The following is a 26,045-nucleotide window of genomic DNA, read 5'->3' as shown; positions in this document are numbered from 1 at the left end:
TTTGCCGATGCTTCACTTTTTAAATTGGCAAAATCTGCAATCAGAACTGTGTCGTACGGAAATTTCAGTTCAGAAAATCCCTATCTGTGAACAGTAACGGTACAGCCTTTATTCTATATAACCACTTGCACGATCTCCGCAAATGATATAAAATAATAACATACAAAAGACAAGGCGGCAGACGGCAGAGTTCGTACTGCCGTTTCCGTTTGCCAGGAAAGGATATTTCATGCCATGAGACAAGAAGAATGGACGGTAGAAGCGGCAGATGCATATCTGAATGAGATACCGAAATTTACCAGTGAAAAACATACGGCGGAGGGGCTTCGCAGGATGCTTTCATACCTGAATGCATTGCCGCAGGAGGAAAGAATCGTACATGTGGCCGGAACAAATGGAAAAGGGTCGGTCTGCTCGTTTCTCGATGCGGTTTTGCAGAAAGCCGGGAAGCGGACGGCGCGGTTTACGTCTCCTCATCTGGTGCGCGTGACGGAGCGTTTTTCCTTTGATGGACAGGAAGCAGACGATGCACTGTTCCTGGAGGCATTTGAGGCGGTTAAGGCATCATATGTTCATTTTGAGCAGGAAGGACTGGGGCGTCCGACGTATTTTGAATATCTGTTTTTGATGTTCATGTGGATGGTGCGCCGGAAAAAGCCGGAGTATGTCATTCTGGAAACGGGGCTTGGCGGACGGCTGGATGCAACGAACTGCATCGAGCATCCAGCGCTTACGGTTATCACTTCGATCAGCCTTGACCATATGGAATACCTGGGCGGCACGGTGACACAGATCGCGGGCGAAAAGGCGGGAATCCTGAAAAAAAATGTGCCGGTGGTGTACGATGATACGGATGCGGAGGCTTCAGCAGTTATCAGAAATCGGGCGTCGCAACTTTCCTGTCCGGCATATCCGATCAGCCCGCAAGTGTATACGGATCTTCGGCGGGGACATGGCGGGATGAGCCTGATGATAAAAGAGAAAAGCCAGCGTCTGTTTATTCCCTTCGAAGCGGAATATCAGGCGGTCAACGCCTGCATCGCTTACCAGGCGGCACGGCTTCTTGCAGTGGACGGGGAGACAGCGGCAGCGGGCATCCGGAATGCAGTATGGCACGGACGCATGGAGGAGATCCAGGACGGAGTTTATCTGGATGGCGCTCACAATGAGGGCGGAATCCGTGCGTTTGTGGGCGCGGCGGCAGAGGTGGCAGCGCGCAGAAGAGAAGAGTCCGGGAAAGATGGTCGGATTTTTCTGCTGTTTGCAGCCGTTTCAGATAAAAATTATGAATCGATGCTGGAAACACTGATGCGGAAACTGAAGCCGGATCGATTGGTGCTGACTCATTTATATACATCGCGGGCACTTTCGATGGAGGCGATGGAAAAAGCAGCACACCGGGTGGCAGATGGCTGTGAGGTTCAAAGTATACCAGATGTAAAAACAGCTTATCAGACACTGGTTCAGGAAAAACGTCCGGAGGATACCTGCTTCTGTGTGGGTTCTTTGTATTTAATCGGAGAGCTGGAGAAAAAGATTTCCCGAACTGGATTTGACAGCACCGCCAGAATGGTGTAAGATTAGCGGGAATGTATATCCATGTAATAAAGGAAGAAACTCTGGAGGAAAAACATGAGTGGCGAAGGAATGACAATCAATTTCGAAGAAGAAATCGAACATTTTAAACCGAGTCTGGAGGTCGAGGAGGTCGGCGAGGCGATCGTGAAGAGTGACCTGACAGATATGTCGGATATTATGATGGAACTTTTAAAACATATGAAGGAATAGGCGGACATGATGGATCGAACAAGAAAAATTCGCCTGATTTCCAACAGCTTTTACAATGCCGGGCTGGAACGGGCAAAGAGACGGGATTTAACAGGGGCGGTCGAGTATCTGAAAAAATGCCTGAACCTGAACAAGTATCATATTGATGCCAGAAATCTTCTCGGACTTATCTATTATGAGATGGGTGAGGTGTCGGAGGCGCTGGTGCAGTGGGTTATCAGCATGAACTTTAAGGAGCAGGATAACCGGGCTGATTATTATTTAGACCAGATTCAGCGCAAGCAGGATCGTCTGGATCAGGCGAGCGCGACGATTCAGAAATATAATCAGGCGCTTCTGCAGGCGCAGACCGGAAGCGACGATCTGGCGACCTTACAGCTTACAAGAGTTGTAGAAGCTAATCCGAGATTTGTAAAAGCGCATCTTCTATTGGCTCTTTTGCATATTAGTCATGAGGATTATACGAAAGCGGGCAAATCCCTGTATAAGGTACTCAAGATTGATAAAAACAATCCCAAGGCGAACTGGTATATGGAGATTGTTAAGGAACATACCGGCAAGGCGGATATCGAGCGGAGAAAGCTGAAAAATGCATTTTCCCACCGCCAGATGCAGGATGATGATGTCATTATGCCGCCGACGTACAAGGAGAATACGGGACTGCAGTCGGTGCTCAATATCGGCGCGGGACTGCTTTTGGGCGCGGCAGTTATCTTTTTCCTGGTGATGCCAGCCAAGATTAAGCAGGCAAATAATGCACATACGCAGGAAATGCTCCAGTACAACGAGCAGCTCAATCAGAAAAATGAAGAGATTGACAGTTTAAATGAGAGCATTGAGACCTCGAAAAAGGACAAAGAAGAGGCGGAGAACAAGCTGGATACGATGCTCAACAGCAATGACAGCGTTCTGAACCAGTATGCGAAGCTCGTCAAAATGCTGCAGGCATACCGCAACAATAACCTGGCAGAGGCGGTTACCTATTATGAGGGCTTTGATCCGTCGTTATTTACGGACGAGACGGTCGTTTCCATTGCCAACGGGGTAAAGCAGGACATCGAGACAAATGGCTACCAGACGCTGGAGGATCTGGCATACACGATGTGGTCGGCAGGCCGTATGGCGGAAGCACTGGCAGATTACCAGACCTGTCTGGCGATCCGTCCGGCAAACCCGAAGGTTATCTTCAGCATGGGTATGATTTACCGGGCACAGGGCGAGACAGACAAGGCGGTCGAAATGTTTACGCAGATTGTGACCCAGTATGCGGATTCCGAGCAGGCGGACAAGGCAAGACAGCAGCTCGCCGAGCTTGCGCCGGATAACCAGCAGGCTGCAGTTCCAGGTCAGTCCATCATCAGTCAGGGAGAGACTGCGGCGGATGAAACGGCAGCAGGCAGCGGAGTGGAGACGCAAGCGGCGCAGTAAGTACAAATATAATACGGCAGATAATTAAGAAGAAAAGCACTGTAAAGATAAAAACTTTACGGTGCTTTTTTGTTTCATAGGAAATTACGTCCTATGAAACAAAAAACGCTCCGCGAGGATGCGCACTTGCGCGAAGCAGAAACATGTCGCAAGCGACCGCGCGAGACGCCCGAATGTGCCAAAGCACATTCTTTTTAGGTATATAGGAAAAGGCTGCATAAAAAATCGAAAAAGGGGGAATCCTGATATGGAACGAAATATGTTTACATACGAAGCGATCGATTCGGCGCTGGTGATTCATCTGCCGAAGGAGGTAGATCATCATAACTGCCTGACACTCAAATATGAAACAGACCTGCTTCTGGCGGAAAATTATATTAACCGGATTATTTTTGATTTTTCAGGGACGGAATTTATGGATAGTTCCGGGATCGGTGTAATTCTCAACCGGTATAAGCAGATGGAGGGTAGCAGCGGCACGGTGGCGGTGTACGGGGCAGGCGAGCGGATGCGCCGGATTTTGCGGATCGGCGGCGTGTATCGTTTGGTGCAGTCGTACCGGACGAGAGAGGAGGCACTGGATGGGAGACATTAAAGGAGAGATGAATATGTATGCGGATGATATATCTGTATCAGAAACGGAAGTGAAAGGAAAACTTAAAAAAATAAAAAATTCAGAAGAATACAGAAAATTTGAACAGAATGAACAGAGACAAGCAGAGAAGAATGGCACGTGGATGCACCTGGAGATAGACAGCCATTCATCGAACGAGGAGTTTGCCCGTGTCACAGCGGCAGTCTTCATGAGTCGGATGAATCCGACGATGGAGGAGCTGGAGGATGTGAAAACGGCGGTCTCGGAGGCGGTGACAAATGCGGTGATTCATGGGTATAGCGATGAAATCGGAATTATTTACATAGAAGCGCGGATTGAGGGAGAAGAACTGATAATTTCGGTCCGGGATGAGGGAAAAGGAATCCTGAATGTGGAAAAGGCGATGGAGCCGATGTATACGACAGACACGACCGGCGAGCGCTCAGGGATGGGCTTTTCGTTTATGGAAGCGTTTATGGATGAGGTCGAGGTGGAGTCCAAGGTGGGCTGCGGAACGTGTGTGACGATGAAAAAGCAAATTGGAAGGGGATATATGAATAAAGAGCAGGAAGAAAAAGAAACGGCAGAGTCCTATGGATAAAACCATCGAGCAGATCAAACGGGCACACCAGGGCGATAAGACGGCGCGGGAGGCGCTGGTAAAAGACAATCTGGGGCTTGTATGGAGCATCGTCCGCCGCTTTGCGGGGCGGGGGTGTGAGACGGAGGACTTATTTCAGATCGGAAGTATCGGGCTGTTGAAGGCGATTGATAAGTTTGACCTATCATATGAGGTGCGTTTTTCGACGTATGCGGTGCCGATGATTGCGGGGGAGATCAAACGTTTTCTCCGGGATGACGGGATCATCAAGGTCAGCCGTTCCATCAAAGAGCAAAACCAGCGGCTCCGGGCAGCGCGGGAAGCGCTCTGCACGGCGCTTGGGCGGGAGCCGACGCTGGAAGAGCTGGCGGCGCAGATTGGAGTGAGCTGTGAGGAAGCTGCCGCATCGATGGCGGCGGACAGTCCGGTTGAATCGCTCTTTGCACCAGCCAGCGCCGGGGAAGAAACTGGTCTTCTGCTTCAGGACCGGATTGCTGGGGAGACAGCGGAGAATGAGGTCCTGCTTGACCGGATGCTTTTGGGAGATTTGCTGAAAATGCTCAATGGACAGCAGCGGGAGATCATTGTGCGGCACTATTTTTATGATCAGACACAGACTCAGATCGCGGCGCAGCTCGGCATTTCACAAGTACAGGTGTCGCGGATCGAGCGGAAAATATTAGGGCAGATGCGCGCAAAGCTGGAAGAAACATGAGAAAAAAAGACAGGCTCATAATTCAGAATATATGAATGTGCATACTCCATTGAAAGACAGCCATACTACTGGATGCAGGAACTTTTAGAGTTTCCAGAATACACAGGAAGGATGGAAAAAAATGACGGGAAATGTGAAAGTGACAATGAAAAAAAAGATGGGAATCTGTATCTGGGTCGGATGCATGATTCTGATTGTGGCAGCGCTCTGTCTCTGTCTGATGGCAGTGGGGCGGGACAGCGTCTACATTGACGGAACCTTCGTACAGCATTCCGGGGACAGCGCGGAGGCATTTTTGAGACCGGAGGCACAGACGGAGAAGGCAGCATTATGACACAGACGGTCTATCTGAAACTCAGCCAGATCACGCAGGTACATGAGAAAAATGTACCGCTTGCAAGCCTGGGAGAAGTTTATTGCAGTGAAAAAAGCGTGGAAAGCCGCTGCCGTGCGATGATCGTGAAGAGGATCCGCGGCGGCGGGAAACAGCGCGAAAGCCGTTTGGTTGGAAACGTCATGGAGATTATCCAGCAGATTGAACGGGAAATTCCGGGGACATCGGTGCAGAATCTGGGGGAGACGGACTATGTCATTCATTATCAGCCGCCGCGCCGTCAGGCGCTTGTCTGGCAGTGGTGCAAGACGCTGTTCGTCTGCCTGATTTGCTTTTTCGGGGCGGCATTTGCGATCATGACATTCAACAACGATGCAAACGTGCTGGATGTATTCAGGAAAATATATGAGATCACGACGGGGCAGGCGTCGGACGGAACAACGGCGTTGGAGGTCGGTTATTCGATCGGGCTTCCGGTGGGGATTTTGCTGTTTTTTAACCATTTTACTTCGTGGAAATTCAGTCTCGATCCGACGCCGCTGGAGGTAGAAATGCGCCTGTATGAGGAAAATGTCAATAAAACGCTGATTCAGAACGAGGAGCGGAAGGAGGATGACATCGATGTTTCTTAAAGAAGCGCTGCTTTTGCTGGCGGGGCTGGCGGCGGGAAGCACGGTGGCAGCAGGAGTCTACGCCTTTCTGGTGGTCATCGGCGTTTATCCGCGCCTGATTGGAAAGACGGCGACGGCGTCGAAGGGGAAAATCTTCTTGTATGAGACGATTATCGCGCTGGGAGGATTGTTTGGAAATGTGGTGGATTTATTTACAGAGAAAGTGAAACAGCTGACCGGGAGTTTTCTGAGAATAGCGTGGCCAGCGGCAATGCCGGAGGCAGAGTTGTGGCAGAAGGCAGCAGAAGGCGGTGGCAGAACGGGAGCTGGTGCTGGATTTCTGGTGATGCTTGGAAATGTCTCCGGACAGCTGCTTCTAGCGGCTGCGGGACTTTCCTGTGGTATTTTTGTGGGCTGCCTCGTCATGTCGCTGGCAGAGACATTGAAAGCCCTGCCGGTGCTGAGCCGCCGCCTGCGTCTGGCAGTGGGGCTGCCATATCTGCTTCTCGCGATTGCGGCGGGGAAATGTGCGGGTTCGCTGTATTATTTCTTACATGGAATTGGAAAACAGTAGAAGAGAGGAGAAACCATGGAAGCCAGAAAAGATCAATATGAAGCATATGTCAAATCGGTTACGCCCGTCCACAGTACATGGAAAAATGTGTTGATGGCGGGCATTTCCGGCGGGCTGATCTGCCTGGCGGCGCAGATCAGCACAAATTGTCTGGTTCAGACAGGCATGGAGGAGAAAACGGCGGCGCTCTGGACGATGCTGGGACTGATTCTGCTCAGCGTTATCCTGACAGGGGCAAATGTATTCCAGAAGCTGGCGCGCGTTTTTGGGGCTGGTGTGCTGGTTCCGATCACCGGATTCGCCAATTCAGTTGCATCCCCGGCGCTGGAATACAAGGCGGAAGGGCAGGTATTTGGTGTCGGATGCAAAATATTTACAATCGCGGGTCCGGTGATCCTGTATGGGATTCTGAGTTCGTGGGGATTAGGGGTTGTGTATTGGGGGTGGATGATGCTGACTCAATAATAAACGAGAAAAAGTCTCAATAATATAATAAGAATCTTTCTTGTTTTGTGAAAAATGAGGGTTTACAATCCGGAAATAAATACCTATAATAGCCATAGGGTAATCTGGCTGTCTGAACAGTCAGATTTATTATAGAAAAAAGGAACCAGAGAGATGGACGTTTGCTAAGAGGGATAACCGCTTTCGTGACGAGGCGGCTGTCACAGATCAGACAGACCGAGCATGAATGTCTCAGCCGGTCCCGGAAATGGAGTGCTTTATGGCAGAAAAAGTGTTAGAAGTAAATCAGATAAAAGCAAATATAGAAGAAAAAGAGATCCTGCACGGCGTTGATTTGAGCGTCGGCGCAGGAGAGGTACATGTCCTGATGGGACCGAACGGCGCGGGCAAATCGACGCTCGGAAACGTCCTGATGGGAAACCCGCGATATCAGATCACGGGCGGTCAGATCTTATTTAAGGGTGAGGATATCACACATGAGTCCACGGACAAGCGTTCCAAAGCCGGTATGTTCCTGTCTTTCCAGGAGCCGCTGGAGGTACCGGGACTTTCGCTGGAAAGTTTCTTGCGGAGCGCGATGCGCCAGCAGACTGGCAAGAACTTAAAGATCTGGGAATTTCATAAACAGCTCAAAAAGGCGATGGACATTCTCCAGATGGATGAATCGTATGCACAGAGAAGCTTAAACGTGGGCTTTTCCGGCGGTGAGAAGAAAAAATCTGAGATTTTACAGCTGATGCTCTTAAATCCGAGTCTGGCAATCCTCGATGAGACAGACTCTGGTCTGGATGTTGATGCAGTCCGTCTGGTTTCTAAGGGTGTGGAAGAGTACCAGAAGAACCAGAACGGCGCGCTTCTTATTATCACGCACAGCACCCGGATTCTCGATGCACTGCATGTTGACTATACGCACATCATGGTAGATGGAAAGATCGTGGCAACCGGTGACGGCTCTCTGGTTGATAAGATCAACCAGGAAGGCTACGAATCCTTTATCCGTGAGGCTGGTGTGGCAGACGCCCGGAACTAATCGTTACTGTTCGCAGGCAGGCATTTTTGGAATCGAAAGTGCTGCAGGATAATGCGACAGTAATAACGAATCAGCACGGGTAATATGGAGGCATCAAACATGAAAGAAAAAACGTATGTAGATGACATTGATCGCAGCGTCTACGATATAAAAGACAAAGAAAATGACGCATATAAAGTAAAAGCGGGTCTGACCCCGGAGATCGTTGAGAAGATTTCTAAGGAGAAAAATGACCCGGCATGGATGCAGCAGTTCCGTCTGCAGTCCTTACAGATTTACAATTCCCTGCAGGTTCCGAACTGGGGACCGGATATCGAGGATCTGGACATGGATAACATCGTAACCTATGTCCGTCCGAAATCCAAGATGAGCGCTAAATGGTCGGAGGTTCCGAGGGACATCAAAGATACCTTTGAGCGTCTGGGAATCCCGCAGGCGGAGCAGAAATCACTGGCAGGCGTGGGCGCCCAGTATGACTCGGAGTTAGTATATCATAACGTGCGTGCGGAGGTAGCGGCGCAGGGCGTTGTCTACACCGATCTGGAGAGCGCAATGCACGGCGAATATGCGGAAATGATCCGGACGCATTTTATGCATCTGGTCAAACCGCAGGAACATAAATTTGCAGCGCTGCACGGGGCGGTCTGGTCCGGCGGATCTTTTGTGTACGTGCCAAAGGGCGTGTCGGTTACGATCCCGCTTCAGTCCTATTTTCGTCTCAATGCGCCGGGAGCCGGACAGTTTGAACATACTCTGATCATCGTTGATGAGGGGGCATATCTGCATTTCATCGAGGGCTGTTCTGCGCCGAAATATAACGTAGCAAACCTGCATGCGGGCTGTGTCGAGCTGTACGTCGGCAAAAATGCGAAACTCCGCTATTCGACGATCGAGAACTGGTCGAAAAATATGTACAATTTGAACACCAAGCGCGCGATTGTGGAAGAGGGCGGCACGATCGAGTGGGTATCGGGTTCCTTTGGTTCCCATGTATCGTATCTGTACCCGATGAGTATCTTAAAGGGCGATGATTCAAGAATGGAATTTACCGGCATTACTTTTGCCGGAGAAGGTCAGAACCTCGATACCGGTGCGAAGGTAGTCCACACGGGCAAACGGACTTCTTCCTATATTAATACGAAATCTATTTCCAAGGACGGCGGTATCAGTACGTTCCGAAGCAGCGTGCAGATTGGAAAACAGGCATCTGGTTCTAAGGCATCGGTTTCCTGCCAGTCCCTGATGCTGGATGATATTTCACGTTCCGATACGGTCCCGGCGATGGATATCCGGACCCGCGACGCGAACGTCGGCCATGAGGCAAAGATCGGACGGATCAGCGACGAGGCTGTTTTCTATCTGATGTCACGCGGCATCAGCGAGGAGGACGCGCGCGCAATGATCGTCAGCGGATTTGCGGATGATGTATCGAAGGAGCTGCCGCTTGAGTACGCGGTTGAGATGAACAACCTGATTCAGCTTGAGATGAAGGGCAGTATCGGATAATAGATGGTTACTGTTTGCAGCGGGGATTTTGAAATAACAGATTCTGCTGCGGGTCATGCAAGTGCATGAATGGTAACGACAGGAGGAAACAATGGGACAGAAAGAAATGACAGTAAACATTCTTCCGACCCGAACCTGGAACCGGCTGGGAATGAACGAAAGCCAGATACAGATTGAGTGGCCGGAGGAAAGTGTTTTGATAAAACCGGAGCGCCTGGCAGCAGGTGTGACCTGGGAAAAAGAAATCTCCGGAAAAGAGTGGGACGAGATCCAGACCGGCATGGGACGCGAGTACGATGCGATGGCGGCGGAATGCGGAACGGCTGGCGCAAATAGAACGGACACTGTAAATGGAACGGCTGTTGCAGAAGAAAATGCCGGTGCGGGAAGTATCTACCGGCTGACAGCGGAAGCGGCAGCTGTGCTGCAGAATGAAAATACAGAATGGACGGTTGTCTGCGTCGATTACAAAAACGGCAGTTACCAGAACCGCCTCTGCCTGGATGCAAAGGAAAACAGCCGCTTAAACGTGCTGATCGTATTCCGCTCCGGGGAGGACGCACAGGGAACAGCCTCGTTCCAGGTAAAGGTCCATGCGGAAAAGAATGCAAAGGTACAGCTTCAGGAAGTGCAGCTTCTCGGCGCCGGATATACCTGCCTGAATGATATCGGTGTGTCCTGCGGGGAAAATGCCACATTTGAGCTTTTGAAACTGGAGCTGGGCGCAGGCAAGGTCTACGCGGGCTGCCTGACCGAGCTGGAAGGAAAAAAGAGCGCATTTGACGCGAAGATCGGCTATTACACCAGTGTAAACCAGAAGCTGGATATGAACTATACAGTACGCCACCGCGGCAAAAAGACAGAGAGTATGATGGAAGTCTCTGGCGTTTTGCAGGACGGTTCCTCCAAGCTGTTCCGCGGAACGATCGATTTCGTGCCGGGATGCGCCGGGGCAAAGGGAACTGAGCGCGAGGATGTGTTGCTGCTCGGCGATGACATCGTAAACCAGACAATTCCGCTGATTCTGTGTGCGGAAGAAGATGTCGAAGGAAATCACGGCGCTTCGATGGGCGATCTGGACGATGCAACGCTGTTTTATCTGTGCTCCCGCGGACTGTCGAGAGAGGAAGCTGAGCGCATGGTAGCGCGGGCGAGAATCGACGCGCTGAATGAGCTGGTAGCAGACGAGGCAGTACAGAAGCAGGTTCAGGAGTTCATGAACCAGAAGCGATAATAAAATGAAAAAACTGTAAGTTGGCTGCGGTTTGTTTTTGCAGCAAGTATACAAACAAATATATAAGAAGGAACAGAACATGACAGATTACAAGAAAGATTTTCCCCTGCTTGCGGGTTCGGATATCGCATATCTGGACAATGCGGCGACGGCACAGCGCCCGGAGGTGGTATTAAAGGCAGTGGAAGATTTCTATACAAAGAAAAATGCCAATCCGCTCCGCGGGCTCTATGAGCTGGGAATCGAGGCGACGGAGGCATATGAAGCGGCAAGAGAGCGCGTGCGGGAATTTATCAATGCTGGAAAGACGAGCGAGGTCGTGTTTACACGCAACAGCACCGAGAGCCTGAATTTGATCGCGTACAGCTATGGTTTAACCAGTCTGAAAGCAGGCGATGAGATCTTAATCAGCATTGATAACCACCACAGCAATATCCTGCCGTGGCAGATGGTATCCAGACAGACAGGCGCGAAGCTCGTTTATCTGGAATGTCAGCCGGATGGTTCCTACCGGGATGAGGATATGGAAGCTCTGGTGACAGAAAAGACAAAGATCGCAGCGATGCCGCAGATTTCCAATGTCCTTGGCCGCAGAAATCCGGTAGAGAAGCTGACGAAACTGGTGCATGAAAAAGGCGGTGTCATCGTCATCGATGCGGCACAGAGCGCCCCGCATATTCCGGTGGATGTGCAGGCACTGGATGCAGATTTCCTTGTATTTTCCGGTCACAAGCTGATGGCACCGATGGGAATCGGCGTCCTGTACGGAAAAGAGACCCTTCTGGATGCGATGCCGCCGTTCCTGACGGGCGGCGAGATGATCGATTCGGTCAGCCGGGAATCCGCAGTCTTTGCCGAACTGCCGCACAAATTCGAAGCCGGTACCGTCAATGGCGGCGGTGCGGTCGGCTTACAGGCAGCGATCGATTATCTGATGAACGTCGGATTTGACGAGGTGCGGAAGCGTGAGGAGCTGCTGACAACACGGGCAATGACGGCGATGCAGCAGATTCCGGGCGTTCATATCCAGGGAAGCGATAAGCCGGAAGAGCACAACGGAATTATCAGCTTTACCGTGGACGGCGTACATCCGCACGATATCGCGTCGATTCTGGATGCCGCAAATGTCAATGTGCGCGCAGGCCACCATTGCGCCCAGCCGCTTTTAAAACATCTGGGTGTGTTTGCAACAGCGCGTGCCAGCTTTGCGTTCTACAATACGGAGGAGGACATCGACCGTTTTGTCCAGAACCTGAAAGAAATCCGGAGGAAAATGGGATATGGAGAATAGAACCTTTTACAATGAAATACTGACGGATCACAATCTGCATCCGTTACATAAAGAAAAGCTGCCGGATGCCAATCTGGTATTAGAGGGCGTCAATCCGAGCTGTGGAGATGACATCATTCTTCAGCTGAAGGTCGAAGATGGACAGGTGGTAGACGGTGCTTTTGAGGGAAGCGGCTGCGCAATCTCCCAGGCATCCGCTGATATCATGCTGGATCTGATCATCGGAAAATCCGAAGAGGAAGCACGCCATCTGGCGGATCTGTTCCTGCGGATGATCAAGGGCGAGGCAGGCGAGAACGAGATCGAAGAACTCGAGGAAGCCGGTGCCCTGGTCGATGTTTCCCATATGCCGGCGCGTGTCAAATGCGCGGTGCTAGGATGGCATACGATGGAAGAGATGCTGGATAAGGAAAACGAGAAATAAGAGAGAAGATAAAAAGAAACGGGAGCTATTCTTTTGGGAGTGTCAGGGCGGGACGTACCATTTCCGCTCTGATGATCTATATACCTGAAATAGTCTGGAAAAGAAAGAAAAGTCAGATGTGTTGGTGAAAATATATACAAAAATAGATTGGCAAAAACAAAACACGTATAGAGAAAATAGCAAAAAAAGCCGATCTAGATGCGTGTTTCGTATAAAATATCCAAAAGATTGACGGCATATTTACAAAAACAAACAAAGATGTTAAAATAATGATAAAAAGGATGCAGATGGCGATGTACATACGGATGGCGTACAGCTGAATCCTGTGGCTGGAGGTATGAGAGATGCCAAATTTTTCATATAAAGCGCTGGGACGGGATGGAAAAGAAGTCCGGGGAGTGCTCCAGGCTGAGAGTGAAGCGGCAGCCGCTTCCAGAATCCGGGAAAACTATCCGATTCTTCTGAGCATCAGTCAGAAGAAAGAGAAGAAAAGACCTGATGACGGCAGTTTCCTGGAGATGGAGATCGGAAGCAGGCGGATCAAGACGAAGAAGCTGGCGATCCTGTGTTCACAGTTTGCGATCACGCTTCATTCGGGCATGACAGTGGCACGCGCGATGCGTATGCTGGCAGATCAGAATGAGGACAAGCGGATCCGGAAGATCATGGGGGCTGCGGCAGAGGAAGTAGCTGCCGGAAGTACCGTTGCGTCGGCGCTGGAAAAGTATAGCGACCGTTTTCCGCTCACGTTTATCGAGACGATCCGGGCAGGCGAGCAGTCTGGTACGCTGGAACGATCCTTTGACCGGCTTCAGAAGTTTTATGAGAAATCCTACAAGACGACGGAGAAGATCAAGGGAGCGATGACGTATCCTTTGTTTGTCGTTGCGGTTGCGGTGGTTGTCCTGATTATCGTCATGGCGAAGGTTATCCCGACACTGGCAGATGTATTTACTGATCTGGGCGGTACGCTGCCGCTGATGACGCGGATGCTGATCGCGACTTCCCATTTCTTCGCGAAGTGGTGGCTGCTGATGCTGGCGGTGCTGGCGTTTTTGAAGATTAGTTCGCAGGTCTACGGCAATACGCCGCAGGGACGGATTGAGAAAGCAAAGATCATGTTATCCCTTCCACTTGTGGGCGCGATCAACCAGATGAACGGCGCAGCGCAGTTTGCCAATACAATGTCGGTGCTTCTGGCAGCGGGTATCACGATCAATCAGGCGGTTGACACGACGGCGAAGGTCATGGACAATGCACTTCTGAGCGAGGATGTTCGCTCCATGCGCGAAGGAATCGAGCGGGGACGCAGTCTGGTGGAATGTCTGCAGGGAAAGAAATATTTCCCGCCGACGATGGTCGATATGTGTTCCGTCGGAGAAGAAACCGGTGAGCTCGAGGAGACACTGGACAATGTTGCCGATTATTACGCCAATGAGGCGGATTATCGAATTCAGCGGCTTCTGGCACTGCTGGAACCGACGATGCTGGTGGTGCTTGCGATTTTTGCGGGTATCATTGTAGTGTCGATTTATCTGCCTATCTTTACGATGTACGATCTGATGTAAGAGTGATTGACTGCACACATGTGAAATGTGATACGGCAGAGGCTGGATGGCGCAGAGGAAATTCTCTGTTCATTAATAAAATACTATACAATAAGGAGATTGATTTTATGAAGGGCTTAATCAAGAAAGTTCGTGAGAACAAAAAAGGTTTCACACTGGCTGAGCTGCTGGTGGTTGTTGCGATCGTGGGTATCCTGGTTGCAATCTCGATTCCGGTATTTACGGCACAGCTGAGCAAGGCTAGAAAGGCTACAAATCAGGCAAACTTGAGAGCTGCGAAGGCGGCAGCGGTTGCGGAGTATTTAACTGATGATAAGGATACTTTTGCAAAAGCTACATATGATTATGATATTAGTACAGGTGTAGCAACAAAGCTTGGTGAGAATGCCACAAAAGCAGCAAGTTATGAAGTGGAGAATATGGACGCTGCGGTATCCTCAAAAAATAAATATGAGAAAATCAGTGTTGAAATTGAACCAACAAGTGGCACAAATAGTGATGACACCTTGAGCGGAGCAACAGTTAAATTATTTGCTGATAAGGAAAAAGGTTGATGAAGAATAAAACCACATACGTGGCAAAATGGATGGGGTTTTCCCATCCATTTTTGCTAAAAATATAAAAAGGTGTATTACTAAGGGGCAAGATAGCAGATGAAAAAGAAACAAGGCGGTTTCACACTGGCAGAACTTCTGGTAGTGGTAGCCATCGTAGGGATTCTGGTGGCGATCAGTATTCCGATTTTTACGGCACAGCGGAAAAAAGCGGTCATCGCAGCCAATCAGGCGAATGTCCGTGCGGCGAAGGCAGCGGCCGTGGCGATGCTGTATGGAAGCAAGGAAAGCCTGGAACGTTACGAGAACCAGCCGCGGAAGCAATACCGCTATTACCGGTACAATGTAAAAGAAGGAAAAATTGTCTGTCAGGCAGAGGGAGAGAACGCGCACATTGAGTATGCACAGGGAAGTGGAACAAAGAAGGTAAATGACCTGGGGCAGGAATACCGGAAGACGGCGATGGAAGCCAAGACACCGTGTACAGATATTCTGGTGTACATCGGAAATCCGGCGGCTAATCCATATGCGAATACGTCTCCGCTTCAGACCGCTCCTTTCTATGAGGGAAATGAAGTTGGGGGAACCGACCAGAATCCATTTGGTCCGAAGCCGGGATTTGGTGCCAAGTAAAAGAAATGAAAGTGGGCGTTTTAAGATAAAGATAGCGTTTTACATATCTTGGAAGATATAAAACATTGGGGATTTACAAACAGACAGAACATGGATACGGACAGGAGATATTCCATTGATGCTGCATCAAACCACATTTTTAACGATTTACATATTAACCATAACATTTATCCTCGGCTGTGCGCTCGGAAGTTTTACTGACTGTCTGGCAGGGCGGATGTTAAACGGAACGTCCGTTTTGAAAGGGAGATCCCACTGCGATGCCTGCGGTCATGTGCTGGGAGTGCTGGATTTGGTACCGCTTTTTTCATGGCTGTGCCTGCGGGGCAGGTGCCGTTACTGCGGGGCGAAGATCCCGGCGGAGGCATTCTGGACGGAACTTGTCTCAGGAATTGCATGCTGCCTGATTATGTACCGGTACGATGTCTCGGTGCTGGCACTGCGGGGAATTCTGCTCTGGATGGTGCTTTTATGTCTGACACTCACAGATCTGCACGCGTGGATCATACCGGACCGGCTTCAGATAGCCGTAATCCTGATCTTTTTCGGCACGGCGCTGGGCTTACCGGAACCGGGAAGACAGATGCTGAGGGGAGTTCTGACCGGTGCCGGACTGGCTGTCAGTATGCTGGCACTTTCCCTGCTGTTTGACCGCCTGACCGGAAAAGAAAGCCTGGGGGGCGGCGATGTAAAACTTTTTTTTGTGACAGGACTGTATATGCGTTCCGCCTGGGAGGTGTTATTTTTCCTGATTCTCAGCTGTGTGCTGGGAATTGCAGGTTCTGTCATCGGTCGGAGGGAAAAAATTCCGTTCGGACCGGCGATTGCGGCGGCATGTTTTTGTATGCTGCTGTATGGAGATATATGGACACAATGGTATACAGGGCTCTTTTAAAGGGAGTGCAGAGATGAAGAATTGTTTAGGAATTGAGATTGGACATTACCGTATCAAGATTGCATATGCGGAAAAAGGCGAGCTTCGCGAATTTATCAGCGAACGGGTCGAGGGGATCGACCGGAACGATATGCGTCAATATGCGGATTTAATAAAGGATTTGCTGAAGGAGTATGCGATCCGCTGCCGGAACGTCGTGTTTGTCATCCGGCAGGAGGATGCGTATGTGCGGCGCTTTGAGCTGCCGCTGATGACGGAGGAACAGCTCCGGCTGAATCTTCCATATGAGTTCCATGATTATATCGGAAACGAGATGGATAAGTACGTCTTTGATTATGCGATGATCCATGCGGATAAGGAAAAAATGGATTTGATTGGTGCGGCGTGTACGAAAGGGCTGTCGCAGCAATTTGAAAAACTGGCCAAGATGGCACACTTGAAATTGGTCGGTCTGGTTCCGGCCGTGCTGGGACTGGAATGGATTCTGGAATATGCAGAAGAGAGAATGGCGGATGAGAAGAATGCTTTGGAGACAAAGCTGAATGCAGAACCTCATAAAAAGGAAGAAAAAGAGAACGCAGAGGGGGCAGAAAAAACGGAAACTGTGAAAGACTATGCGATTCTCGATCTGGGAACCAAAGCATTGCGAATCCATTTCTTTCGCCAGGGGATCTATGATATTACCCGTACCATGGAGCCGGGCTGTGAGGAGATCGAGCAGATCCGTTCGGGAGATAAGAACAAGATGCAGGAACTGGGAATTGAGGCGGAGGAAGAAAACCGCGAGGAGACCGACAAAGAAAAGATGGCGGCTGTGCTGGAGGAGCAGTACCGGACCCGCGCCGTCCAGGTCATGCGAGTTTTGAACTTTTATAGCTTCAACAATGTGAATAATACGATCGACAGCCTCTATTATTGCGGCGGAGGCGCACGATACGGGGAATTGATTGATGCGCTGAAAGAAACGCTGGATCTGCCGGTGCGGAGTGTGGCGGAGCTTCTGCCGGAGGTCTCTTTGGATGAGGAAGACGAGTGGATCGACAGCCCACAGGCATACGGTGTATTACTTGCATAAGGAGGAAGAGCGGTGGCTGATTTAAAATCAATCGCGAATATGCAGATTGGCGGTCCGAAGTATCCGAAAAAACGGCGCATCAATCTGTATCAGAAGCAGACTAAAAAAGGGAAAATAGCGGCGGAGCTGGGCGCGTTTGCCGTTTTTATGGTTTTTGTCTACGGATTTTCGAGATTTGGCGTAATGCTTCCCCTGCAGGAGGCAGACCGGGCAGAGGCGGTTTATGCGGCGACAGAGAAGGAGCTTCGTACATTGGAGAAATCCAACGAGGTGTACGGTGAGGTCCTGGCAGAGTACGCGCATTATGGAAATGGGTATCTGAATGAGGAAGAGAGTAAGCTTCCGGACCGCCGGATGATGCTGGATTCCCTGAAATCACAGATTTTCCCGCTGACGGCAGTTTCGAGTGTTTCGATCACCTCGGATCAGATGTCATTGGAAGGAACCATTCCCAATGGTACACTCTTTTCGCAGCTGGTCCGTGATGCACAGGCGGATCCGAATGCGCGCTATGTGACCGCTTCGCTGGAGGAAACAGTGAAGAAAGATGGCGAAGAGAGAGCTCTGGCATCCTTGAAGCAGGTGGGAGTGTCAATGGCTGTATTTTTTAACGAACCAGAAGAGGGCAAAGAAAAATGAATTCGTTAGGGAAATATGTATTAACAAAAACACAGAAAATAGTGCTGCTGGTTGTAGTCTTTGCCCTGATCGCGGGCGGCTACTATGCCGGATTTTACCTGCCGGTGCAGAGGCGGATTGAGGCGGCGGACACGGCGGAGCTGGATGCCCAGATTCAGCTGGAGCAGATGAAAGCGATGCAGATCCGGCAGATGGAGGAAGAGATCGAGGAAAACAAGACATCGAATGCGCCGATGGTTCCGGCCTACAATCATTTCAAGACGGAGACGGAGGAGCTGAACCGTATTTTTGCGAATGCGTATGATTTTACTTTCCAGTATTCAGAGCCGCAGGTGGACGGAATGGAGATCCGCCGCGCGATGAATATTTCTTTTACGGCAGATTCGTTTGATCACGCTGTTTCGATGCTTCATGAGGTAGTGGAAGGATCATACCGCTGCCTGATCGAGGATCTGAGCATTCAGGATGATGAAGATCTGGAAGATGAAGAGTTAAAGGATATCCGCATCCACCCGGTAGCAGTGACGTTCCAGCTGACTTATTTTGAGACCCGATACGATGCGGAATCAGAAGAAGGTCTGGATCTGGAACCGGAGGAAACGCAGGCACCGTCGGGACTGGCGAATGCGGATGTGTCGAACCTGCAGCGTTCGGACCTTGAGACAGCGGCAGAGGCGGCGCTGGGAGAATAAAGCATGAAAAAAGCAGAGAACAGTGAAAAACACCCGGAAATCTGGAAGCGGGTTTTCAGCTGTATGAAAAATCAGGATGGCGCCAGCTTGATGGCGGCGCTCCTGTTTTTTGTGTTTTGCGGGGTGGGCGCGTCGATCATTCTGGCGTCCGCCTCTGCATCGGCTGGTAAGATCCGGAATCTTCCGGGAGAAGATCAGAAGCGGTATGCGGTGGACTCGGCGGCGGTATTTCTGCGGGATGAACTGCAGAAGACGGAAAATATAGTCAAGATCAAGGAAGTGATCGTGCATGACAGCCGGGAAGACGAGGAAAACGATAAGGATGATTTTTACTGCTACTACGTCGGCAGCTGGAAAAACACGGATAATGAGGCGTCGTGGCAGAAGTTCTATGGAACGGATTCGGGTTTGTCAAGCCCAGAGAGTGGGAATAGCGCGATTCTCGATTCACTGATCGTGGATATTTATAGAAATAATGAGTATCGGAAGCTGGCAGACGGGGACGATGCGTCGGAGGAAGAAATGGCGTACAAAGATTTTACCCTGTCAGTGAAGAAAGACGGAACGACCGGGGACACGATTGACCCGTTAAAGACCAGTGTACGTCTGTGGATGGCGGATGATTATAAAATCAAGGCGGTTATCTCAGATACAGTAACGGCGGATGACAGGAAGGAAGAGCGGTGCGAGAAACGGCTGGAGCTGGAAGCAGCACATAGCTCCGAGCATAAGACGGTCACAGTACGGGGCGATGACGACGAATCGGACGACGACGATTCCTACACGATCACGACGACGACCATCATTACGACGATCCGCTGGCAGAACGGAACAATAGAGAAGGAGCTGCTGCAGAATGATAAGTAGAATGAAATGGGCAGCTGGAAGAAAGCTGCGTGCCAATACGGGCGAGACACTGACAGAGGTACTGATATCGGTTCTTGTGATTGCACTGGGAATGACGATGTTTCTGAGTGCATTTCTGGCGTCCGGCAGGATGCTGCGGCAGGGCGAAGAGCAGATGGCGAGCTATTATGACAGCCGCAATCAGCTGGAGAACAACCGGACAGCGAAACAGGCGTCGGGCAGATATGTTCTGGAGCTGGAGGCATCTGGAACCGGCGGCATGAAGAAAAGCCTGGCGTCAAATGCCTACCAGACAGGCACACAGACGAATTACCGGACGGGACAGTATCCCATCGTGCTGTATGTGAGCCAGGCTGATTCGGATGCAGAAGAGGAAGAGGTAAACTTACAAGAGCTGCTTTACAGATACCGATAGAGGAGACAGAGATGGGACAGGAGAGATGTGAATGCCGCAGATGCAGAAATAGGCATTGCAGGCAGCAGAAACAGACGGCATCCAAGGGTCACCGGAAGCTCTTTTCAGTATGTCAGAAAAAACTCCGGTCACAGAACGGTATGACGCTGACGGAGCTTCTGGCGGCGATTGTGATTCTCGGTATGATCGGCACGGTGCTTGGAGGCGGCGTGATGATGGTAAAAAATGTTTACCAGAGGACGCAGGAACAGGCAGATGCAGAGCAGGCGCTGTCGCTCACGGCGCAGCTGATGACCGATGAATTTGCGAATGCGCTGGAAGTGAAAAATTCTGCCGGGACTTCCGCAACAGGAGAATTGGTAACACCTCTTTTGCGGAGTGGAAACAGCCACCTGTGGCTGCACTTCAGTGCGACAGACTGGTCTGGCACGGGCATTGAAAAATGGTATGGGGATTATACTTACGATGATGCGTATAATAAGATATCCTTGCTGACGCAGGCGGCGATTTCGGATGAATACTATACGGCATTTGACGGCTATACCTATTCGGAGGAGACAGCATGCTTTACGGTTCAAAATCTGGCGATCTACCGGAAAAAAGATACGATGGGAACTTCCCGGAAAGCGGTGGTAAAGCCGATTAACCTGACCGTGCGTGCAGTCAATCTGGATCAGAAATAAAATAAAAACTAACTGTTCAGCAGGTCTGCGCGTGACTGTGAAGGTACTGAACAGTTACAATAAAAAGAGGAACGAGGACAGATGGAGCAGAAGAGACAGAACAAACAGAAGAGAAGGGCGGCGTTTACACTGGCGGAATTTTTGACGGTGATTGCGATTGTCGGTATTCTTGCCAGTCTTTCTTTTGTTGCGGTGATTCATTACCAAAGAAAGCTCCGCCGTCTGGAGATGGATCAGACGGCGAAGGAGATCTTTCTGGCGGCGCAGAATCATCTGACACTGGAGGTCTCCAGTGGGACGATTCCGCGTCTGCTCCATATGGAGGCACAGGGGGAATTTTCAGACGATCAAAAGCAGGCAAAGCTGGGAATTTCGGTAGATAATACAGTGCTGGCGGAGGAGAAAGAGGGAAATATCTACGGGGTTCTCTATGTGCCGGAAAAACAGGCAGGGCAGCCTGAATCGGAACAAGAAGAGTCTGGCGGTGAGATGGCGCTGGCATCTGCGAATGTGACCGAGGAGATCCGGCAGCGCCTTCTTCCGTTTGGATCGATTGATGAGACCGTCCGTGGAGACGGGAGCTATCTTATTTTCTATGATCCGGAGGCAGGACTGGTCCGCGAGGTGTGGTATTCGGATCGTTATCAGTTTGTGCAGACGGATATCGGAAGCGAGGCACTTCTGGCGGCGGCGTCTGATGCCGGAAAACGGGAGCGGTTTACGGGAGCTAACTCCAATTATAAGGATCAGAAACTGCCGATCGGATATTACGCATCAGGAAATCTGGAAGTCCCGGAACTGCCGGTGGAGGAATTCGAGGCGCCGACAGTGAAACTGGTGAATGATGATATTTTATATGCAAAAATCGAGGATCCGAATAAAAATGAACATTCACTGAGTCTGTTTGTAAAGGGAGAAAAGAGCGGTACAACCGGATACATCGAGATCAATCCCCCGGAAACCAGCCGCTCGGCGCGTGTGGCGAAGGTGTCCGGAGCTTCGGGCAATTCGGATGGAACGTATCAGGTCATTCTGGATGACATAGCGGCGCCAGCCGGCACGGGCACAAGTACAGGATTCAAATTTATGGATTTCAACCAGCCGGCACAGACGGATATGATATTTCAGCAGGATGAAAGAGGTTTTGCCTCCTTTATTCCGGGCGAAAATATCTTTGTGTACGCGCAGGTTTTCAACAATGAAGCGCTTTCGCAGGTTAAAACGAGCAATATAGAATCCGGCAGCAGCCTCTTTGCATCGATCAGTACGGACCGAAGCGCGGAGATTGGCAGCTTCCGCCATCTGGAAAATCTGGATGAGCGGGTTTCAGGCTGGGATTCGGATCAGCTGTACACTGGGGCGGTGACTACATCCAAAACGGTTACGGCGATGCAGAATAGTGATCTGATCTGGAAAGCGGGAGAAAACACTGCGGACGAGAGCGGTTACTGCGGACATGTGGCGAAGCTGCATACGGCATTTGGCTCGAATTTTTTGAATCAGAATGCGGAAACCATCTCGATTGCCTACCGGGTGACGGATCAAACGAATGCAGATCGGACGAACCCGACGGCACAGACATATACCACGGAGGCGGGAAGCTATCTTCCGCTTAGCCTGCCGTATCCACTGGACTATCAGGGAAATACATACCGGATCGATGGTCTGCAGGTAGGAAAAACGGCGGGAAGTTCAATCACAGCAGTAGATGGGACGGGTGGACTGTTTGGAACGGTAACACAGGATATGAGTGTTAAAAACCTGCTGATCTGCCAGCCGGTGGTCCGGACGAAGGCGAGTGCAGGCGCTTTGATTGGTGCGGTGACGCCGGGAACGGATTCCCGGGGAACTACGAATCTGGCAACGGTGAAAATTAAAAATGTGCAGATTGAATATCCGCAGGTACAGGCAGAGCAGACCGGCGCTTCTGCCGGTGCGTTGGTGGGCACATTTGAGGGCGTCACTCTGACCGTCCAGGATGCACTGGCGGAGAATCATTTCCGTGATAAGCTGGGAAGCAGCACAGAAAAAGCGGCAGATCTGAAGCAGGAGGAAGAAAGCAAATACCGGATCCGCGCTTTAAAGGGAACGGCGGGCGGCCTGATCGGCACGGCAAAGGGGGAAATTTCTCTGACCGACAGCGCAGCGGCACTCTATGTGGAAGGCATGTACGCCGGCGGTCTGGTCGGAACTGTTGAGAAAGCATCAACTGCAGCCGCTGCAAGCGGTCCCACGGTGCAGATTCAGAGCTGTTATGTCGGCGGTCATACAGCAAACAAGAAGTTTGACACATCCCAGAAACCGGGGAATGGGGCAAATGCCAATGCAGCCTTTGAGAATCTTACCGGACGTTATAATGTAGCGGCATATACCGGCGGATTCGCAGGAGGTCTCGCCGCACAGCTTCCGGCAGACAGTCAGATAGCGAATACATATGTGTCGGCGTCGGTGTATTCGCCGACGGCTGAGGAAAAATCGGATGAAACGGAGGATGGAAGCGGTACGGCGGCGGATGAAACAGAGGATCTGGCGATGAAAGCACCTGCGTTTGTTGCGTTCTATGATTATGCAAGTAGAACGGATGGAATACTTCCATCGGAGACGAGTGGTACGGGGACGAACAAAAAATCAGTTTATCCGGGGTGCTATGTGTGCAGTAAGGTGAATGAGAAGTATGTGCTTGCATATGACGAGGCTCTTGCAAGTCTGTTTGGTGTAAAGGATCCGAATGCAGATAGCAGTGAGGAAGAAAATAAAGATACGGAGGAAAAGCGGAATACATATCCGTATGATCCGGAATTAAAGAAGGCAGAAATACCGATTTATCCGATGCCGACGATCCAGAAAGTAGCGGAAAAACTTGCTGCGCAGAACGCTTCAAAGGGATTTTCCTGGTTTCTGAATAACCATGTCGGGGACTGGGACAAGGAAGAGAACGAAGAGGCGCTGCATACTGGAAACAGGCTGTATATCGATTATGTCTCTCCGTCTCCGCTTGAAGAAAATCAGAGAATACATCTGATATTTTCGATTACCGGCGAATTGAGCGGTAAAACGATGTGGTATGTTCTCCAAGTCAATACGGGTGATTTGCAGGAAAATACTCTGAGAATGGGATCAAAATTTTGCTTTGTAGATACGGAAGAGAAAGCTGCCAGCTGTGTAAAAAATGAGGCAAATGGCAGTTGGACGAGATTTGCCGACAAAAACAGGGTAAATCGTTTTGAAATAGGCATAACGGAAGAGAAAAAGTTGAAATTGCGTTTCTATCTGGATGATTTATCACGTGAGGGTGGAAATTTCTGTAGTCTGGGTACCTGGGGAGGTTATCAGCCGGGCGGTTACATAAATGGAGAAAATGTTATCGTAAAATTGAGCGAGGATGGTTATCCGCCGACAGAAAATACAAAGCTCTCATACAAGTTCAACAGCTGCTTTGCCGATGTAATTGAACGAAATGGTGATGGAACGGATACCTATACGGTTAAGGTCGCCAATGGACGTCATCTGCAGAATCTGAATTTCTGCGGAGAAGGCTATGGTGGTTTAAAGATCACACGGGTCATCCAGACCGATAATATTCTCTGGCAGGAGGATGATTCGATTACCTCACAGACGGAAGCGTATTGCAAAGAGGTGAAAGATGCATACGGAGAGATGACGATCTACAGTCCGGGAAATTCCAAGTATGAAGGTGGAAGTTTCTGGCCGATTAACAACCCGGATATTATCTCTTATGATGCGGAGGTGGATGAGAAAGAAAAAGAAAAACTGGGTGAATGTTATACGATTGCAGGCTTAAAGATAACTCCTGTTGCCTGGAATGGTGCGGCTTTATTTCAGAAGACGGATCATCTGACGATATCAAACTTGAATCTGAAGGATCCGGACATTTCCTGTCAGGGGCAGAATACAGCAGGGCTGGTGGCACAGGCAGGCACTTCGGCGGACAGCTATCTAACGATTAAAAATATTCATATATATGGAGAAAAATCCCGGATTTCTGGAACGCTGGCAACAGGCGCTGTGGTTGGAAGCACGAATAGTGGCCGTCTGACACTCGACCATGTAGTTGTAGATGCACCGACGCTGCAAATAAGTGGAGGAAAAACCGGAGGCTTGATCGGGGAAGCAAAAGTAAGTGATTTAGTGATGAATCACGTATATGTTTCAGGAAAAAATGCACGGATACAGGGAACCGATGCTAGCGGAGGTCTGGTCGGCTTTGCCGAGAGCTCTGGTCAGATGAAGTTGGAAAACAGCTTCTTCTCTGGGTATGTGGATACAACTGGAACCGCCGGAGGTTTGTATGGATACCTGAAAAACAACCAGAATGGCGGAACTGCCGGGAAAGAATTCAGCATTGAAAACAGTTATGTCGGCGGACGGAACCGCTCTTACGGTTATACGGAAAGTGGTGCGGAAGTGCTGTCAGATAGAAAGAATGTGTCAGGCGGCTGGTGTGCCGGAGGCCTCGTGGGGTGGATGGATGGTCCGATTTCGGTAATACAGAGTTTCAGTGCAGCGGATGTGTGTGGAAAAACATATAATGCCATCGCAGGTGGTTTATTTGGAAAATATGATTCTGCAAAACTGGTTCTTTCGAACTGCTATACAACAGGAAGTGTGAAAGCGGCTGGAACCTCAATGTTCCTTGGACACTATATTGGCCTGTTGAACGATATCTGGTGGTGGTGGCCGGACGCCCACATTCTTTCGGTCCCGGAAGAATGCTGGTATCTGCCAAAGCTAAGCGACGCAATCATCGGTGTACCTTATGTGGACGGCAGCTCTGTAAAGGGCAGCTATTCCAGTATTACTAGGACGAGTGCCGCTGACCTGTCCTCCAAAACAGGCACAAATGGCGTTGATCAGACGATTGTAATAGATGATTCTCTGCAAGGAAAAGCATATCCATATCCAATTTGGACGATCTATGAACCAACAGTTTGGCAGACTGGCACACGCCTGTATGTGGGCGACTGGGATTAGGAAATTAAGAAAAATTAGAAAACGATTGAAAACTGGAAACAGGCGCTATTTTACATACCGGGCGGAACCATCAAATTTTTGCCCGGCAGGCAGGATAGCGCTTGTTTTTATCTCAGTCGAGAAGACTCCCACCTCTTCAGGTGGTGAGTAATAGCAAATTTGTCTCAGTGGGAGTTGGGTCTCCGACTGAGATAAACGCTCCGCGAGGATGCGCAGTGATTCTGCACAGAATAAGTGTTTTACTTGCATATAGGAATTTTCTGAACTGAAAATTCCGTACGATACAGCTCTGGCAGCAGATTTTGCCGATTTGGAATGCGAAGCATCGGCAAAATCCCGTTGCTGAGAACAGTATAAGTGAACAGCAACGAATATGTCAGCTTCTCTGACCAGAATCACGCGCCAAGTCTCACGGACGTTCGACTTGAAAAAAATG

General features: G+C 50.1%; 26 protein-coding genes. All 26 read left to right on the top strand.

Features of this window, described 5'->3' with window-relative positions; translation table 11 throughout:
* The first annotated feature begins 234 nt into the window (after nucleotides 1-234).
* The 26 genes from DWV73_RS03440 (at nucleotide 235) to DWV73_RS03315 (ending at nucleotide 25,609) form a co-directional block, all read left to right on the top strand.
* Entirely contained in the window at nucleotides 235-1,578 is a 1,344-nt protein-coding gene (locus tag DWV73_RS03440) for a Mur ligase family protein (RefSeq protein WP_117795714.1), read from the top strand.
* A gap of 54 nt (nucleotides 1,579-1,632) precedes the next feature.
* Nucleotides 1,633-1,788, top strand: a complete 156-nt coding sequence (locus tag DWV73_RS12710) for a hypothetical protein (RefSeq protein WP_022358683.1) — start codon at nucleotides 1,633-1,635, stop codon at nucleotides 1,786-1,788.
* A 6-nt stretch (nucleotides 1,789-1,794) separates the two neighbouring features.
* Nucleotides 1,795-3,216 carry a tetratricopeptide repeat protein gene (locus DWV73_RS03435; RefSeq protein WP_242995719.1) on the top strand — a complete coding sequence of 474 codons (1,422 nt, stop codon included), beginning with the start codon at nucleotides 1,795-1,797 and terminating at the stop codon, nucleotides 3,214-3,216.
* 247 nt (nucleotides 3,217-3,463) lie between these two features.
* A complete protein-coding gene (locus tag DWV73_RS03430) occupies nucleotides 3,464-3,811 on the top strand; it encodes an anti-sigma factor antagonist (RefSeq protein ID WP_022358681.1) in 348 nt (115 codons plus the stop codon).
* A gap of 142 nt (nucleotides 3,812-3,953) precedes the next feature.
* Nucleotides 3,954-4,412, top strand: a complete 459-nt coding sequence (spoIIAB, locus tag DWV73_RS03425) for an anti-sigma F factor (RefSeq protein WP_233430193.1) — start codon at nucleotides 3,954-3,956, stop codon at nucleotides 4,410-4,412.
* Nucleotides 4,405-5,127, top strand: a complete 723-nt coding sequence (locus tag DWV73_RS03420; RefSeq protein WP_117795712.1) for a SigB/SigF/SigG family RNA polymerase sigma factor — start codon at nucleotides 4,405-4,407, stop codon at nucleotides 5,125-5,127. Before spoIIAB ends, DWV73_RS03420 begins: the two co-directional genes overlap by 8 nt.
* A 145-nt stretch (nucleotides 5,128-5,272) precedes the next feature.
* Nucleotides 5,273-5,461, top strand: coding sequence for a hypothetical protein (locus DWV73_RS03415; RefSeq protein WP_147353615.1), 189 nt, complete (start codon nucleotides 5,273-5,275; stop codon nucleotides 5,459-5,461).
* On the top strand, nucleotides 5,458-6,093 hold the full coding sequence (locus DWV73_RS03410; RefSeq protein ID WP_117795710.1) for a stage V sporulation protein AA: 636 nt from the start codon (nucleotides 5,458-5,460) through the stop codon (nucleotides 6,091-6,093). The genes DWV73_RS03415 and DWV73_RS03410 overlap by 4 nt, the downstream gene beginning before the upstream one ends.
* Nucleotides 6,083-6,646, top strand: coding sequence for a stage V sporulation protein AB (locus DWV73_RS12935; RefSeq protein WP_242995718.1), 564 nt, complete (start codon nucleotides 6,083-6,085; stop codon nucleotides 6,644-6,646). The genes DWV73_RS03410 and DWV73_RS12935 overlap by 11 nt, the downstream gene beginning before the upstream one ends.
* Before the next feature lie 15 nt (nucleotides 6,647-6,661).
* Nucleotides 6,662-7,111, top strand: a complete 450-nt coding sequence (locus tag DWV73_RS03395; RefSeq protein ID WP_117795708.1) for a SpoVA/SpoVAEb family sporulation membrane protein — start codon at nucleotides 6,662-6,664, stop codon at nucleotides 7,109-7,111.
* A gap of 259 nt (nucleotides 7,112-7,370) precedes the next feature.
* On the top strand, nucleotides 7,371-8,141 hold the full coding sequence (gene sufC / locus DWV73_RS03390) for a Fe-S cluster assembly ATPase SufC (RefSeq protein ID WP_107000429.1): 771 nt from the start codon (nucleotides 7,371-7,373) through the stop codon (nucleotides 8,139-8,141).
* A gap of 99 nt (nucleotides 8,142-8,240) precedes the next feature.
* A complete protein-coding gene (sufB, locus tag DWV73_RS03385; RefSeq protein WP_117795706.1) occupies nucleotides 8,241-9,647 on the top strand; it encodes a Fe-S cluster assembly protein SufB in 1,407 nt (468 codons plus the stop codon).
* 91 nt (nucleotides 9,648-9,738) lie between these two features.
* Nucleotides 9,739-10,881 (top strand): SufD family Fe-S cluster assembly protein, encoded by a 1,143-nt coding sequence (locus tag DWV73_RS03380; RefSeq protein WP_117795704.1) that lies wholly within the window; start codon nucleotides 9,739-9,741, stop codon nucleotides 10,879-10,881.
* A 79-nt stretch (nucleotides 10,882-10,960) separates the two neighbouring features.
* Nucleotides 10,961-12,172 (top strand): SufS family cysteine desulfurase, encoded by a 1,212-nt coding sequence (locus DWV73_RS03375; protein WP_117795702.1) that lies wholly within the window; start codon nucleotides 10,961-10,963, stop codon nucleotides 12,170-12,172.
* On the top strand, nucleotides 12,162-12,596 hold the full coding sequence (gene sufU, locus DWV73_RS03370; RefSeq protein ID WP_107000051.1) for a Fe-S cluster assembly sulfur transfer protein SufU: 435 nt from the start codon (nucleotides 12,162-12,164) through the stop codon (nucleotides 12,594-12,596). The genes DWV73_RS03375 and sufU overlap by 11 nt, the downstream gene beginning before the upstream one ends.
* A gap of 344 nt (nucleotides 12,597-12,940) precedes the next feature.
* Nucleotides 12,941-14,164: a type II secretion system F family protein gene (locus tag DWV73_RS03365; protein WP_117795700.1), complete on the top strand. Its 1,224-nt coding sequence runs from the start codon at nucleotides 12,941-12,943 to the stop codon at nucleotides 14,162-14,164.
* A 107-nt stretch (nucleotides 14,165-14,271) separates the two neighbouring features.
* Complete coding sequence (locus DWV73_RS03360; RefSeq protein ID WP_117795698.1) at nucleotides 14,272-14,718, top strand: prepilin-type N-terminal cleavage/methylation domain-containing protein; 447 nt, start codon at nucleotides 14,272-14,274, stop codon at nucleotides 14,716-14,718.
* A gap of 99 nt (nucleotides 14,719-14,817) precedes the next feature.
* Complete coding sequence (locus DWV73_RS03355; protein WP_117795696.1) at nucleotides 14,818-15,351, top strand: type II secretion system protein; 534 nt, start codon at nucleotides 14,818-14,820, stop codon at nucleotides 15,349-15,351.
* A 118-nt stretch (nucleotides 15,352-15,469) separates the two neighbouring features.
* A complete protein-coding gene (locus tag DWV73_RS03350) occupies nucleotides 15,470-16,246 on the top strand; it encodes an A24 family peptidase (protein WP_117795694.1) in 777 nt (258 codons plus the stop codon).
* A 13-nt stretch (nucleotides 16,247-16,259) separates the two neighbouring features.
* Nucleotides 16,260-17,321 carry a pilus assembly protein PilM gene (locus DWV73_RS03345; RefSeq protein WP_181986199.1) on the top strand — a complete coding sequence of 354 codons (1,062 nt, stop codon included), beginning with the start codon at nucleotides 16,260-16,262 and terminating at the stop codon, nucleotides 17,319-17,321.
* 12 nt (nucleotides 17,322-17,333) lie between these two features.
* Nucleotides 17,334-17,960 (top strand): hypothetical protein, encoded by a 627-nt coding sequence (locus DWV73_RS03340; RefSeq protein ID WP_107000045.1) that lies wholly within the window; start codon nucleotides 17,334-17,336, stop codon nucleotides 17,958-17,960.
* Nucleotides 17,957-18,652 carry a hypothetical protein gene (locus tag DWV73_RS03335; protein WP_117795691.1) on the top strand — a complete coding sequence of 232 codons (696 nt, stop codon included), beginning with the start codon at nucleotides 17,957-17,959 and terminating at the stop codon, nucleotides 18,650-18,652. The genes DWV73_RS03340 and DWV73_RS03335 overlap by 4 nt, the downstream gene beginning before the upstream one ends.
* A gap of 3 nt (nucleotides 18,653-18,655) precedes the next feature.
* Nucleotides 18,656-19,519, top strand: coding sequence for a hypothetical protein (locus DWV73_RS03330; RefSeq protein ID WP_117795689.1), 864 nt, complete (start codon nucleotides 18,656-18,658; stop codon nucleotides 19,517-19,519).
* Complete coding sequence (locus tag DWV73_RS03325) at nucleotides 19,509-19,934, top strand: hypothetical protein (RefSeq protein ID WP_147341923.1); 426 nt, start codon at nucleotides 19,509-19,511, stop codon at nucleotides 19,932-19,934. Before DWV73_RS03330 ends, DWV73_RS03325 begins: the two co-directional genes overlap by 11 nt.
* A gap of 11 nt (nucleotides 19,935-19,945) precedes the next feature.
* Nucleotides 19,946-20,617, top strand: coding sequence for a type II secretion system protein (locus DWV73_RS03320; RefSeq protein WP_117795685.1), 672 nt, complete (start codon nucleotides 19,946-19,948; stop codon nucleotides 20,615-20,617).
* Between the two features lie 81 nt (nucleotides 20,618-20,698).
* A complete protein-coding gene (locus tag DWV73_RS03315) occupies nucleotides 20,699-25,609 on the top strand; it encodes a prepilin-type N-terminal cleavage/methylation domain-containing protein (RefSeq protein ID WP_117795683.1) in 4,911 nt (1,636 codons plus the stop codon).
* Nucleotides 25,610-26,045: the final 436 nt, after the last annotated feature.

The sequence above is a fragment of the Clostridium sp. AF12-41 genome, assembly GCF_003461685.1.
Lineage (GTDB): Bacteria > Bacillota > Clostridia > Lachnospirales > Lachnospiraceae > Otoolea > Otoolea fessa.
Note: the sequence above shows the minus strand (reverse complement) of the source record. Positions and strands in the feature narration are given on the sequence as shown.